This window comes from Micromonospora sp. NPDC093243, assembly GCF_044753725.1.
Taxonomy (GTDB): domain Bacteria; phylum Actinomycetota; class Actinomycetes; order Mycobacteriales; family Micromonosporaceae; genus Micromonospora.
On record NZ_JBIVNT010000001.1, the window covers coordinates 579,442 to 591,316 of the forward strand.

The 11,875-nt window shown below is 73.6% G+C and carries 11 protein-coding genes and 1 riboswitch; of the genes, 5 read left to right on the forward strand and 6 right to left on the reverse strand.

Annotated features, from left to right (window positions below):
• The first annotated feature begins 2 nt into the window (after positions 1-2).
• Positions 3-2,162 carry a glycogen debranching N-terminal domain-containing protein gene (locus ACIP9D_RS02685; RefSeq protein ID WP_350870252.1) on the forward strand — a complete coding sequence of 720 codons (2,160 nt, stop codon included), beginning with the start codon at positions 3-5 and terminating at the stop codon, positions 2,160-2,162.
• A gap of 12 nt (positions 2,163-2,174) precedes the next feature.
• Here ACIP9D_RS02685 and ACIP9D_RS02690 read toward each other — a convergent pair whose 3' ends face one another.
• The 4 genes from ACIP9D_RS02690 to shbA all read right to left on the reverse strand — a co-directional run bounded on the left by ACIP9D_RS02690 (position 2,175) and on the right by shbA (position 5,055).
• Complete coding sequence (locus ACIP9D_RS02690; protein ID WP_350870254.1) at positions 2,175-2,591, reverse strand: nuclear transport factor 2 family protein; 417 nt, start codon at positions 2,589-2,591, stop codon at positions 2,175-2,177.
• 164 nt (positions 2,592-2,755) lie between these two features.
• Positions 2,756-3,163: a ChaB family protein gene (locus ACIP9D_RS02695; RefSeq protein WP_350871118.1), complete on the reverse strand. Its 408-nt coding sequence runs from the start codon at positions 3,161-3,163 to the stop codon at positions 2,756-2,758.
• Between the two features lie 138 nt (positions 3,164-3,301).
• A complete protein-coding gene (locus tag ACIP9D_RS02700; RefSeq protein WP_350870256.1) occupies positions 3,302-4,486 on the reverse strand; it encodes an anti-sigma-D factor RsdA in 1,185 nt (394 codons plus the stop codon).
• Positions 4,483-5,055 (reverse strand): RNA polymerase sigma factor ShbA, encoded by a 573-nt coding sequence (gene shbA, locus ACIP9D_RS02705; RefSeq protein WP_350870258.1) that lies wholly within the window; start codon positions 5,053-5,055, stop codon positions 4,483-4,485. Before shbA ends, ACIP9D_RS02700 begins: the two co-directional genes overlap by 4 nt.
• Positions 5,056-5,334: 279 nt before the next feature.
• Here shbA and ACIP9D_RS02710 point away from each other — a divergent pair, with 279 nt between their 5' ends.
• From ACIP9D_RS02710 to ACIP9D_RS02725, 4 genes are all read left to right on the forward strand, one after another.
• The gene (locus ACIP9D_RS02710) at positions 5,335-6,552 is read left to right on the forward strand and encodes a S8 family peptidase (RefSeq protein ID WP_350870260.1); all 1,218 of its coding nucleotides are present in this window, start codon (positions 5,335-5,337) and stop codon (positions 6,550-6,552) included.
• A gap of 368 nt (positions 6,553-6,920) precedes the next feature.
• Positions 6,921-7,033: riboswitch (SAM riboswitch) on the forward strand.
• A gap of 264 nt (positions 7,034-7,297) precedes the next feature.
• The gene (locus ACIP9D_RS02715; RefSeq protein ID WP_350870262.1) at positions 7,298-8,170 is read left to right on the forward strand and encodes an ABC transporter substrate-binding protein; all 873 of its coding nucleotides are present in this window, start codon (positions 7,298-7,300) and stop codon (positions 8,168-8,170) included.
• 39 nt (positions 8,171-8,209) lie between these two features.
• Entirely contained in the window at positions 8,210-8,989 is a 780-nt protein-coding gene (locus ACIP9D_RS02720) for an amino acid ABC transporter permease (RefSeq protein WP_350870263.1), read from the forward strand.
• A complete protein-coding gene (locus ACIP9D_RS02725; RefSeq protein WP_350870265.1) occupies positions 8,986-9,738 on the forward strand; it encodes an amino acid ABC transporter ATP-binding protein in 753 nt (250 codons plus the stop codon). The genes ACIP9D_RS02720 and ACIP9D_RS02725 overlap by 4 nt, the downstream gene beginning before the upstream one ends.
• Positions 9,739-9,751: 13 nt before the next feature.
• Here the strand turns inward: ACIP9D_RS02725 and ACIP9D_RS02730 are convergent, their stop codons facing one another.
• Both ACIP9D_RS02730 and ACIP9D_RS02735 read right to left on the reverse strand, forming a co-directional pair.
• On the reverse strand, positions 9,752-10,591 hold the full coding sequence (locus ACIP9D_RS02730; protein ID WP_350871120.1) for a sugar phosphate isomerase/epimerase family protein: 840 nt from the start codon (positions 10,589-10,591) through the stop codon (positions 9,752-9,754).
• Between the two features lie 119 nt (positions 10,592-10,710).
• Positions 10,711-11,874 carry a dihydrodipicolinate synthase family protein gene (locus ACIP9D_RS02735; RefSeq protein ID WP_350870266.1) on the reverse strand — a complete coding sequence of 388 codons (1,164 nt, stop codon included), beginning with the start codon at positions 11,872-11,874 and terminating at the stop codon, positions 10,711-10,713.
• Between the last annotated feature and the right edge of the window lies 1 nt (position 11,875).

The following is an 11,875-nucleotide window of genomic DNA, read 5'->3' on the forward strand; positions in this document are numbered from 1 at the left end:
ACGTGACGGCTACGGAACGACGACGCACCCCGGCTCAGCCGTGGCCGGAGGCGGACGGCGAGCTGCTGACCCACAGCGGTGTCTGCCGGGACCTGCCGCCGGAGCTGGGGCCGAACACCGTCGGCGTGCTCGAGGGCCGGACCTTCATGTTCTCCAACGCCCGGGGCGACGTACCGAAGGGTTCGATCGGCGGGCTGCTGCACGACGACACCCGCTTCCTCGACCGGTGGGAACTCAGCATCAACGACGCCCCGCTGCTCGTGCTCGGGTCCGGGACGGTCGACCCGTTCTCGGCCGCCTTCTTCCTCGCCAACTCCGAGCTGCTCGGCGTGCCGGCGAACCGGGTGGGAATCCGTCGGCAACGTTTCGTCGGCGATGGCATGTACGAGCGGATCGAGCTGCGCTACTTCGGCGCCGACCCGGTCGAACTCCGGCTGCGCCTCGACGTCGGCACCGACTTCGCCGACCTGTTCGAGATCAAGGAGTCCGGGCGCGACCGGACCCCGGAGATCACCCGGAACCACGAGGCGGACGGGTCGACGCTCCGCTTCGCCTACCGCAACGGCGACTACGCCGCCGCGGTGCGGGTGGCCGCCGACCCGGCCGCGGACCAGGTCGACGGCGACGCGCTCATCTGGCACCTGCAGCTCTCGCGCGGCCAGGCCTGGCGTTGCGAGCTGCGGGTACCCCTGCGCTGCGGAGACGAGGACTTCGAACCGGTGCCACGCAGCTTCGGCGACGTCTTCGAGCGGGACGCCGCGGACCCGTCCAGCCGCTGGCTGGCGACGGTGCCGATGTTGGAGGGTCAGTCGGACCGGCTGGTCGCGGTGTACCAGAAGTCCGCCGCCGACCTGGTGTCGATGCGGATCGAGAAGCGGATCCGGGGCGAGCCGGTGGTCCTGCTGGCGGCGGGGCTGCCCTGGTTCATGACCGTCTTCGGCCGGGACACCCTGATCACCTCGTACCAGACCGTGGCGTTCGGCCCGCAGGTCGCGCGGGGCGCCCTGGTGGTGCTCGCCGCGCACCAGGCCGGCGACACCGACGACTTCACCGACCGGGAACCGGGAAAGATCTTCCACGAGTACCGCACCGGCGAGCTGACCCAACTCGGCATGAAGCCCTACCAGCCCTACTACGGCGGCGCCGACACCACCGGGCTCTGGCTGGTGCTGCTCTCCGAGTACTGGCGCTGGACCCGCGACGACGAGCTGATCTGCAAGCTGCGACCGAACGCCGAGGCGGCACTGCGCTGGATCGACGAGTTCGGCGACCTGCACGGCAACGGTTACGTCGGCTACGCGACGCGCTCCTCGCAGGGGTTGGGCAACCAGTGCTGGCGGGACTCCCGCGACGGCGTCCAGTTCGCCGACGGCACCATCCCGGCGCTGCCCATCGCGACCTGCGAGACGCAGGGCTACACCTACGACGCCAAACTGCGGATGGCGGAGCTCGCCGACGGCCCCTGGCAGGACCCGGCGATGGCCGCGCGGCTGCGGACGGAGGCGGCGGCGCTGCGGGAGCGGTTCAACCGGGACTTCTGGATCGCGGAGCGCGGCGGCTACTACGCGATCGGCCTGGACGGCGACGGGCGCCCGATCGACTCGATGACCTCGAACATGGGCCACCTGCTGTGGAGCGGCATCGTCCCGCAGGAGCGGGCCGACGTGCTGGCCGCCCAGCTGATGTCCGACGAGATGTTCTCCGGTTGGGGGGTGCGCACCCTCTCCACCAGCGACCACGGCTACAACCCGATCGGATACCACCTCGGCACGGTCTGGCCGCACGACAACTCCCTCATCGCTGCCGGCCTCGCCCGCTACGGCCACCACGACGACGCGGTCCGGATCGTCACCGCCATGTTGGAGGCGTCCGCCTACACCGAGCACCGGTTGCCCGAGGCCCTCTCCGGCTACGACCGGGCGTTCGGCCGGCAACCGGTTCCCTACCCCACCGCCTGTAACCCGCAGGCCTGGGCCAGCGGGGCGCCGCTGCTCTTCCTGCGCACGTTGCTGGGGCTCGACGCCGTCGACGGCCGGCTGATCCTCGACCCGCACATACCGGAATCGCTCGGCTGGATCCGGTTGGCCGGAAGCCCGGCCTTCGGCCGCCGTTGGGACCTGGACGCCGACGGCACCCGATCCTCCGTCCGGGAGGCCGGCTGAGCCCCGCCCGTGTCAGCCGGCCGGCGGGATCTTCCAGAGCTCGTTGAAGGCCAGGCTGTCGAAGAAGGCCGTCGCGTCGACCACCTTGCCGTCGCGGAAGGTCAGGAACCAGGCGTAGGTGTTCTCGTACGTCGAGCCCGTGACGGTCACGCCCGCGCCGTCGAACACGGCGATGACGGTGTTCGCGTCGGCGTCCTCGTAGATCGCCCGGAGGGCCACCGGCCGGTACGGGCCGTTCGCGTCGAACCGCGCGTTGAACGGCCCCATCGCCTGGGTGACGAAGTCGTCGGCGCTCTGGTAGGTGCCCGCCACCACCGAGTTGCCGACCACTTCCCACCGCATATCCGGGGCGAAGATGTCGCTGATCGCGCCGGTGCCGGCGGACCAGTCCGCGAAGGCTCGGGTGACGATGTCCCGGTTCGCCGTCATGGCGCGCCCACCTCTCCGCAGGGTTGCGACCATGGCGATCGCACCGCCCCGCCCCCGTGCCGTCCGGTGCCCCACCGTCACTCTATCGGCGGCGCCGGCCGGCCGAGGCCGGGTCGGCGCAGCGCGGTGGGCCGCCCGGCCAGGACCGGCGGTCCCGCCCGGGGTCAGCGTCGTCGCCGGGCCCGTGCGGTCGCGCGCGCGTTCGCCTTCTCGATCGCCTGTACCAGGTCGCCCTTCGCCAACTCCTCCGGTCGCGCGACACCGACCCGCCGCGCCACCTCGTCGAGGTGCTCCTTGCTCGCGTTGGCGTCCACCCCCTGCGCCGTCTCCCGGGGGCGGGACCGGGAGGCGGGGCCGCCCAACGCGGCCTGCGGATCGGACGGCCCGGGACGCTCCTTCGGCTCCCAGTGGTCGCCGACCTTCTCGTGGGTGTGCTTCAGCGAGGCGTACGCGGTCCGGTGGGCCCGCTCGCCGTCGCCGTAGGTCTCCTCGGCCGACTCGAGCGTCTTCTTGTAGGTCCGTACCGCCTTGTCGTCGGAGCGGGCGACGGTCGACGGCACGTCGTCACGCATCTCTTCGGCCTGCTCGTGCTTGTCCGGCACGGCGTACCTCCTCGGGCGGCGTCGTCCCGGGACGGGTACCCCGCCACCGTCGGGGTACGCCAGCGGATGCCGTCGGGCCGCCCGCTCCGCGCCTGTCCGCCGCCGGAGTCAGGAGGCCCGGGGGCGGCCGGTCCGCTCGTCCCGACCGCCGAGTTCGTGGCCGCCGAGTTCGTGGCCGTCGGGTCCTGAGCGGGGCGGGTCCGACCGCGGTGCGCCGGCGGGCGGCGCGCCGGCGCTGCGGGGCGGCGGGATCGTGCCGGGCGGCCGCGGGTTCCGAGGCGGGTGCGGACCGGTTTCCGCCGCCGGCTCCCGGGGCCGGTCCTGCCCGGGGGCGGGCGGCGCGGGGGCGGGCGGCGCGGGGGCGGGCGGCGCGGGGGCCCGCGTCCGGCCGCTCGGGTCAGCGGGCCGGTTCGCCGGCGTCGGGTGGGGCGGGATGCGGTCCGCCGGGGCCGGCGTCCGGCCGCTCGGGTTGGCGGGCCGGTCCTCGGATTCCGGTTGCGCCGGAGTGCTGGCCGGAGCGGGATCGGCTGCGCCGGTGTCCTGGCCGGTCGACGTGGGCGGCTGAGGGACGGACGATGCGGGCACGTCGGTCACGGCCCGCGGACCGGGCTGCGTCGGATCGGCCGGCACCACGGGCGGCAGGTGACGCCGCAGGTCGTCGAGTTCACTTCGCAGCCGGGCCGCGGCGTCGCCGTCGCCGATCGTGCCCAGCAGCGCCGCGGCCCGTTCCAGGTGTTCGCGGGCCTCGGCATGCCGGCCGTCGGTGAGGTCCCGCCGCGCCTGCTCGATCGCCCGGCCGATCTCCCGCTCGGTGGCCAGGGACTCGGCACGGTCGGCGTAGACCAGCCTGGTGACCGGCCAGAGCAGCCCGCCGGGCTCGGCGCGGACAGCACCGAGCCACAGCCCGCCGGCGACGCCGACCAGGGCCAGGGCCACGCCGGCCGCCGTGACGCGCCGCCGTCGACCGGGCGCGCCGACGGGCCGGGCGGCAGGGGGCCGACCCGCCCGACCCGGCCGGGTGGGCACCGGCCGGCGGGCACCGGCGCCTTCCGCCGGCACCTGGGCAGGCGGTGGCCCGGCAGTCGGCGCCGGGCCGGGGACCCGGTCCCCGACCGCGTCGAGTTGCCGCGCCTGGGCCTCCACCTCGGAGTGCCAGCGGTGCAGTAACGCGGCGATCGGGTCGTCGACCGGATGCTCGGACGGGACCGGCTCGCCACGGCTGATCGCATCGAGAAGCTGGTCGTCGCGCAGCACCGGGTCCTGCGGCTGGGGCGGTGGCAGTTCGGTCGTCACAGGATCACCCGGGCGAAAGTGTCGCCGGCGAGGGCGCGCAGTCGAGTGAGGGCGCGGTGCTGGGCGAGCCGGACGGCACCTCCGGTCATGCCCAGCACCGTACCGACTTCGTCCGCCGTCATGCCGACCGCGAGGCGCAGGACCAGGATCTCCCGGTGGGTCGCCGGAAGCTGGGCCAGCAGCCCGGCCAGCCAGCCGCCGAGGTCGGCGGTGAGCGCCCGGTGCTCCGGGCCGGGAGTGGGGTCGGGCGCGTCCGGCACCTCGGCGACGGTCTCCGCGCGATCCCGGCTCGCCGCGCGCAGAACGTCGGCGACCTTGCGGGCGGCGATGCCGTAGACGAACGCGAGGAACGGCCTGCCCTGGTCCTGGAAACGGGGCAACGCGCGCAGCACGGCGAGACAGACCTCCTGCGCGACGTCCTCGGCGGTGGCCCCGCCGGCGCCGACCTGCCCGAGCCGGGCCAGGCTGTAGCGGACCACGATCGGCCTGATGAGCGCGAGCACCCGGGCGACGGCGTCGGGATCACCGGCCGCGGCGCGCCGGACGACGTCGCGATCCGGTGTCTCCATACGCTCGCGGACCTCTCTCGCTGTGGCTGGCTCGACGGTAACCAACCCCGGGTGCGCCACCAAGCGGCCGGCGATGAAACGCCATCGCCCCGATCGCCGATAACCGGGCAGGAGTTCCACGCCCGCCGTCCGCGACGTCGGGTCCGCCGTTGTGCGGCTTTTCCATCCTATTGATGTATTTATCATAACGGATGGCTGTTGCATCTGGTCCGAGCCCGCTCCCATCGGCCAACCTCGCCCTGGGCCAACCGCCCACCAACCGCTGTGGAGAGGAACCCCATGCGCAGATCCCTGGGCGTCGCGATGCTCACCGGCATCGTCGTCGCCGCCGCTGCGGCGAGCGGCGCCACCGCCGCCCCCGCCGAGGCGGCCAGCGACTACATCGTCGTCCTCCGCGCCGGCGCCGACTCGCCGTCGGTCGCCGCCGAGCACGCGCGGGCCCGCGGCGCGAGCGTCGGGTACGTCTACGAGCACGCCCTGCGTGGCTACTCGGCCCGGATGAGCCCCACCGCCGCGGCCCGGATCGCCCGCGACTCCCGGGTGCTCTTCGTCCAGCCCGACGGGGTGGTCAGCACTGACGCCCAGACCACGCCCACCGGCATCAACCGGGCCGACGCCGAACTCAGCCCCACCGCGAAGATCAATGGCGTGGACGAGCGGGTCAACGTGGACGTCGCCGTCATCGACAGTGGCGTGGACCTGGACCACCCGGACCTGAACGTCTACACGGCCGGCGCCAAGAACTGCTCCACCGGCAACAGCGCCGACGACGGCAACGGCCACGGCACGCACGTCGCCGGCACGATCGGCGCGCTCGACAACAGCGCCGGTGTGGTCGGCGTGGCCCCGGGCGCGAGGATCTGGCCGGTCCGGGTACTGAACAACGCGGGTAGCGGGTCGTTCTCCGCGATCATCTGCGGCATCGACTACGTGACCGCGCATGCCAGCGAGATCGAGGTCGCCAACATGAGCCTCGGCGGCTCGGGCACGGACAGCGCCTGCGGCACCAACCGGGACGCGATGCACGAGGCGATCTGCCGCTCCGTTGCGGCCGGTGTGACCTACGTGGTGGCGGCCGGCAACGAGACCGACAACGCGGCCAATCACGTGCCCGCGGCGTACGACGAGGTGATCACGGTCAGCGCCCTGGCCGACTTCAACGGCGTGCCCGGCGGCGGCGCGGCGGCCACCTGCCGCAGCGACGTGGACGACACCATCGCCGACTTCTCCAACTTCGGCGCGGACGTCGACCTGATGGCGCCCGGTGTCTGCATCTACTCCACGTGGAAGGGCGCCGGCTACAACACCATCTCCGGTACCTCGATGGCCAGCCCGCACGTCGCCGGTGGCGCGGCCCTCTACAAGGCCACCCACCCCAGCGCCTCGCCGGGCGCGGTGAAGTCGGCGTTGCAGGGGGCCGGCACCACCGCGTACAACTGGCCGGCCGGCGACCCGGACGGCGTCCAGGAGAAGCTGCTCAACGTCTCCACGTTCTGACCGATGACCCGTCCCGGCTCCCGCACCCGGGGGGCCGGGACGGACCCCCGGCGGCCGATGCGCCGGCGCCGACCGGCGCCGGCGCTTCCGCGTGCCCCCTCGCGCTGACGGTCAGCGGGCCTGCGCACCGGGTACGGCGGCCGACTTCGGCTCACCGCTCGGCGGTCCCGCTCAGCACCCGACCTCTGCCTCCGCGCCGCAGGCTCGGCGGTGCGTCCACCATCCGGTGATGGTGTCACCGCCGCCCACGCCCGGTGGGCGATTCGCCCGGCTTCGGGCGCGTGCCTGCTCCGTGCCCGGCGTGGCCCGGGTGAGCGTGGTCATAACGGGTGGACGATGCCCCGTACCGCCCTGCTAGCCTCGGCGCAGGTCATGAGCGCCAGCGTCAAGCCCCGGCTCGCTGGCCGGCAACCCTCCTCCGCGGTGGGGTGCCCCGGGTGAAGACCAGGCATCGGAGCAACCTCCGGTGCAAGCGTGGCCTGGTTCCCAGGTCAACCCGACCCAGGAGAACCAGAATGATCCGCACCAGCACTCCTCCGGTCGCCGCGTCGGTCTCGTCGCCCACGCCGGTGGCCCTGACCCGGCGCCGCCACGTCGACATGATGTGGGTCTGCAGCGCCGCGTGTCGCCTCTCGCGCTGACGCGCCCGCCCCCGCTCCCCTGATCGATCCCGCGGTACGCCCATCGGGCGCACCGTCGGCGGCGCACGCCCGTGCCCCGCCGCTGACACCATTCGGAGACACCTGTGCGATCTCTTCCTGCCCTGACCCGGGTGGCCGCCCTCGGCGTGGCCGCACTCCTCGGCGCCGCCGCCCTCACCGCCTGCGGCGACGACGCCTCGTCCAGCGCGGCGGACAACCCGTACGAGCTGCTCCAACCCGGCGTGTTGCGGGCCGGCACGCTCACCGACGCGCCGCCGAACGTGTACCTGAAGGACGGCAAGTTCACCGGTTTCGACAACGACCTGCTCAGCGCGGTCGCCGCGAAGATCAACCTGAAGGTGGAGTTCGTCGGTACCGACTTCTCCGCGCTGCTCGCCCAGGTCAACAACCACAAGTTCGACGTCGGCAGCTCCTCGATCACGATCACGGAGGCGCGCAAGAAGACCGTCGACTTCGGTAACGGCTACGACTTCGGCTACTTCGGACTCGACGTTCCGGCCGGTTCCCCGATCACCAGCTTCGACCAACTCAGCGGCAAGCGGGTCGTGGTGGTACAGGGCACCGTGCAGGACGACTACGCCACCGGCAAGCAGCTCAACCCGGTGCGGGTGCCGGACTACAACGGCGCGATCAACCAGCTCAAGGCCGGCACCGCCGACGCCTGGATCGCCCCGGCTGAGATCGGTGAGAAGTCCGCCGCGGACAGCGGGGGCAAGATCTCCGTGGCCGCGAAGCAGCTCAGCCCGGCGCCGACCGCGTACGCCGTGGCGAAGGGGAACGACAAGCTGCGCGAGGCGCTGAACAAGGCCCTCGACGAGGTGATCGCCGACGGCACGTGGAGCCGGCTGCAGGCCCAGTACTACCCGGGCCGGCCGGTGCCGGCGGACTTCAAGCCGGGCAGCGGCACCGTCGCGGTTCCGGCGGCGCCGTCGGCGTCGGCGTCGGCCGCGTCCTGACGGTACGAGACGACGAGCGGGGCGGTAGGAGAGGCGACTATGGATCCGTTGCGCACCCTGTGGGAGACCTTCTTCGACTGGGAATCGATGCGCGAGGCGCTGCCCGAGATGCTGACCGTCGGGTTGCCCAACACGCTGATCCTGGCGGTCTCCGCCGCCCTGCTCGGCTCGGTGCTGGGCATGCTGCTGGCCATCGCCGGCATCTCCCGCACCCGCTGGCTGCGCTGGCCGGCGCGGGTCTACACCGACGTGTTCCGGGGCCTGCCGGCCGCCGCGACGATCCTGCTGATCGGCGTCGGGCTGGCGCCGCTCGGCATGCAGGTCTGGGGCCCGAACCCCTACCCGCTGGGCATCCTGGCGCTCTCCCTGATCGCGGCCGCCTACATCGGGGAGATCTTCCGATCGGGCATCCAGTCGGTGGAGGCGGCCCAGTTGGAGGGCGCGCGGGCGCTCGGCTTCTCCTGGGGCGAGTCGATGCGGATGGTGATCATCCCCCAGGGCGTACGACGGGTCCTGCCGGCCTGGGTCAACCAGCTCATCGCGCTGATCAAGGACTCCAGCCTGGTCTACTTCCTCGGCCTGGTGGCCAGCGAGCGGGAGCTGTTCCGGATCGGCCAGGACTACGCCGCCACCACCGGCAACGAGTCCGCGCTGCTGCTGGCGGGGCTCTTCTACCTGGCGCTGACCGTGCCGCTGACGCACGTGGTCAACGCGATCGACCGGCGGCTGCGACACGGCCGCCCGGGCGCCCCGCCGAGCGACGACACCTCCGACGTGGACCTGACACTGCCCGGCGCGGCGGGAGGGAGCCAGCGATGAGCACCGACACCACGACCACCAGCACCTCGGTCAGCCTGGGTGTCCGCGACGTGCATCTCGCCTTCGGGGCGAACCAGGTGCTCCGCGGCGTCGACCTGGACGTGCCGCGCGGCACGACCGCCTGCGTGATCGGCCCGTCCGGGTCGGGCAAGTCCACCCTGCTGCGGACCATCAACCGGCTGATCGAGCCGGACCGTGGCGACGTGCTGCTGGACGGACGCAGTGTGCTGTCCGACGACCCGGACGCGCTGCGGCAGCGGGTCGGCATGGTCTTCCAACAGTTCAACCTCTTCCCGCACATGAGCGTGCTGCGCAACGTCACCCTGGCGCTGCGGCGGATCAAGCGGCTGGGCGAAGAGGAGGCGGTGGCGGTGGCCCGGGCCCAGCTGGACCTCGTCGGGCTGGCCGGCAAGGCGGACGCCCGGCCGGCGCACCTCTCCGGCGGCCAGCAGCAGCGGGTGGCGATCGCCCGGGCGCTGGCGTTGCAGCCGCAGGTGATGCTCTTCGACGAGGCGACCAGCGCGCTCGACCCCGAGCTGGTGAAGGGGGTGCTCGGGGTGATGGCGGACCTGGCCGCCGGCGGCATGACCATGGTGGTGGTCACCCACGAGATGGGCTTCGCCCGCGAGGTCGCCGACACGGTGGCCTTCATGGACCGTGGGGTGGTGCTGGAGGCCGGGCCGCCGGCCGCGATCTTCGAGGGGGCCGAGCACCCGCGGCTGCGCCGCTTCCTCGACCAGGTGCTCTGAGCCCCGGCGCTGGTCAGTCGGCCAGCACGTGCGCGACGTAGCGGCGGGCCAGGGTGGCGACGACGGCCTCGGGGTCGGCCGCCCACACCTCGGCGTTGAAGATCTCCACCTCGACGTCCCCCTGGTAGCCGGCCTGCTCGACGGCCCGGCGCAGCAGCGGGAAGTCGATGTGCCCGTCGCCCATCATGCCCCGGGAGAGCAGGGCGTCCGGCGGCAGCGGGGTGATCCAGTCGCAGACCTGGAAGCTGACGATCCGGCCCCGGGCCCGCCGGATCTGGCCCAGCACGTCCGGGTCCCACCAGACGTGGAAGGTGTCGACCACGACGCCGACCTGGTCGGCGGGGAACCGCTCGGCGAGGTCGAGCGCCTGGCCGAGGGTGGAGAGCACCCCGCGGTCGGCGCAGAAGATCGGGTGCATGGGCTCCAGCCCGAGCCGCACCCCGCGCCGCGCCGCGTACGGGGCCAGCTCGGCGATCCCGTCGGCGGCCCGCTCCCGGGCGCCGGCCAGGTCGCGGGACGAGTCCGGCAGGCCACCGACCACCATGACCAGACACTCCGCGCCCAGCTCGGCGGCCTCGTCGATGGCGCGCCGGTTGTCGTCGAGCGCGCGGCGTCGGGCCGCCGGGTCGGCGGCGGTGAGGAACCCGCCCCGGCACAGCGAGGAGACCCGTAGGCCGGCGTCGGCGACCAGGCGGGCCGCGGCGGGAACGCCGATCGCCTGGACGGGTTCGCGCCACAACCCGATCGCGGGCAGGCCGGCCCGTACGCAGCCGGCGACCGCCTCGGCGACCGACCACCGGTCGGTGGTCTTCTGATTGAGCGAGAGCCGGGCCAGCCGCGGGTCGCCCGGCACCGGGGTCGGCTCGACGGCCGCCCGACCGGAGGGCACGTCGACGGTGGTGTCCGTGGCTGCCGGCGCGGGACCGTCGACGGTGCTGTCCGCGGTGGCCGGTGCCGGACCACCCGTGGCGGTCATCGAGGCACCCCGGCGACGTCGAGGAAGGCCCGCAGCCGGGCGGCGGCCAGGTCGGGGTCGGGCAGCAGCCGGGCGTCGTCGGCGAGCCGGGCCAGCTCGGCGAGGTGGACGACGCCCCGGGCGCTCTGCAGCCCACCGACCATGGTGAAGCCGGGCTGGTGGCCGCAGAGCCAGGCCAGGAAGGCGACGCCGGTCTTGTAGTACCAGGTCGGGGCGGCGAACACGTGCCGGGCCAGCGGCAGCGTCGGTGCGAAGGTCGCGTCGTAGCTCGCCAGGTCGCCCCGGTCGAGGGCCTGCAGGGCGGCCGACGCGGCCGGCGCGATCGCGGCGAAGACGCCGAGCAGGGCGTCGCTGTGGTGCGTCCCGTCGCCCCGGATCAGCTCCGGGTAGTTGAAGTCGTCGCCGGTGTAGAGGCGCACCCCGGCCGGCAGGGCGGACCGCAGCATCCGCTCGTGCTCCGCGTCGAGCAGCGACACCTTCACCCCGTCGACCTTGCCCCCGTGCCGCCCGATCAGGTCGAGGAACGCGGCGGTGGCCGCCGGGACCTCCGCCGAGCCCCAGTAGCCGTGCAGCGCCGGGTCGAACATCGGCCCCAGCCAGTGCAGGATCACCGGGCGGGAGACCTGGCCGAGGAGTCGCTCGTACACCTTGGCGTAGTCCTCCGGGCCACGGGCCAGCCGGGCCAGTTGCCGGCTGGCCATCAGGATGACCTGCGCGCCACTGGCCTCGACGATCTCAATCTGCTCCTCGTAGGCGGCGGTGACGTCGTCCAGGGAGGTGAGGTCGGCCGGCGCGTGGTCGGTGCCGGCGCCGGCGGCGATCCGGCCGCCCACCTCGCGGGCGGCGGCGGCGCTGCGGTCGATGAGCTGACGGGTGGCGGCCCAGTCCAACCCCATGCCGCGCTGGGCGGTGTCCATCGCCTCGGCCACCCCGAGCCCGTACGACCAGAGGTGCCGGCGGAACGCCAGGGTGGACTCCCAGTCCACCACCGCCGGCGCGCCGGGCACGTTGTCGCCCAGCGGGTCGGCCACGACGTGCGCGGCGGCGAACGCGATCCGGGCGGTGAGCGGCCCGGCCGGCCGCTGCCAGCGGGCCGGCTCGGCGAGGCGCCGCTGCTCCCACGACCCGTCGGCGCGGGGCAGCCGCACGGTCGCGCTCACG

Excerpts from the sequence above, each read along its gene's own strand:
- ACIP9D_RS02720 (WP_350870263.1), top strand. The coding sequence starts at position 8,210 with ATGGATCCGTTGCGCACCCTGTGGGAGACCTTCTTCGACTGGGAATCG.
- ACIP9D_RS02725 (WP_350870265.1), top strand. The coding sequence starts at position 8,986 with ATGAGCACCGACACCACGACCACCAGCACCTCGGTCAGCCTGGGTGTC.
- ACIP9D_RS02710 (WP_350870260.1), top strand. The coding sequence starts at position 5,335 with ATGCGCAGATCCCTGGGCGTCGCGATGCTCACCGGCATCGTCGTCGCC.
- ACIP9D_RS02695 (WP_350871118.1), bottom strand. The coding sequence starts at position 3,163 with ATGCGTGACGACGTGCCGTCGACCGTCGCCCGCTCCGACGACAAGGCG.
- ACIP9D_RS02690 (WP_350870254.1), bottom strand. The coding sequence starts at position 2,591 with ATGACGGCGAACCGGGACATCGTCACCCGAGCCTTCGCGGACTGGTCC.
- shbA (WP_350870258.1), bottom strand. The coding sequence starts at position 5,055 with ATGGAGACACCGGATCGCGACGTCGTCCGGCGCGCCGCGGCCGGTGAT.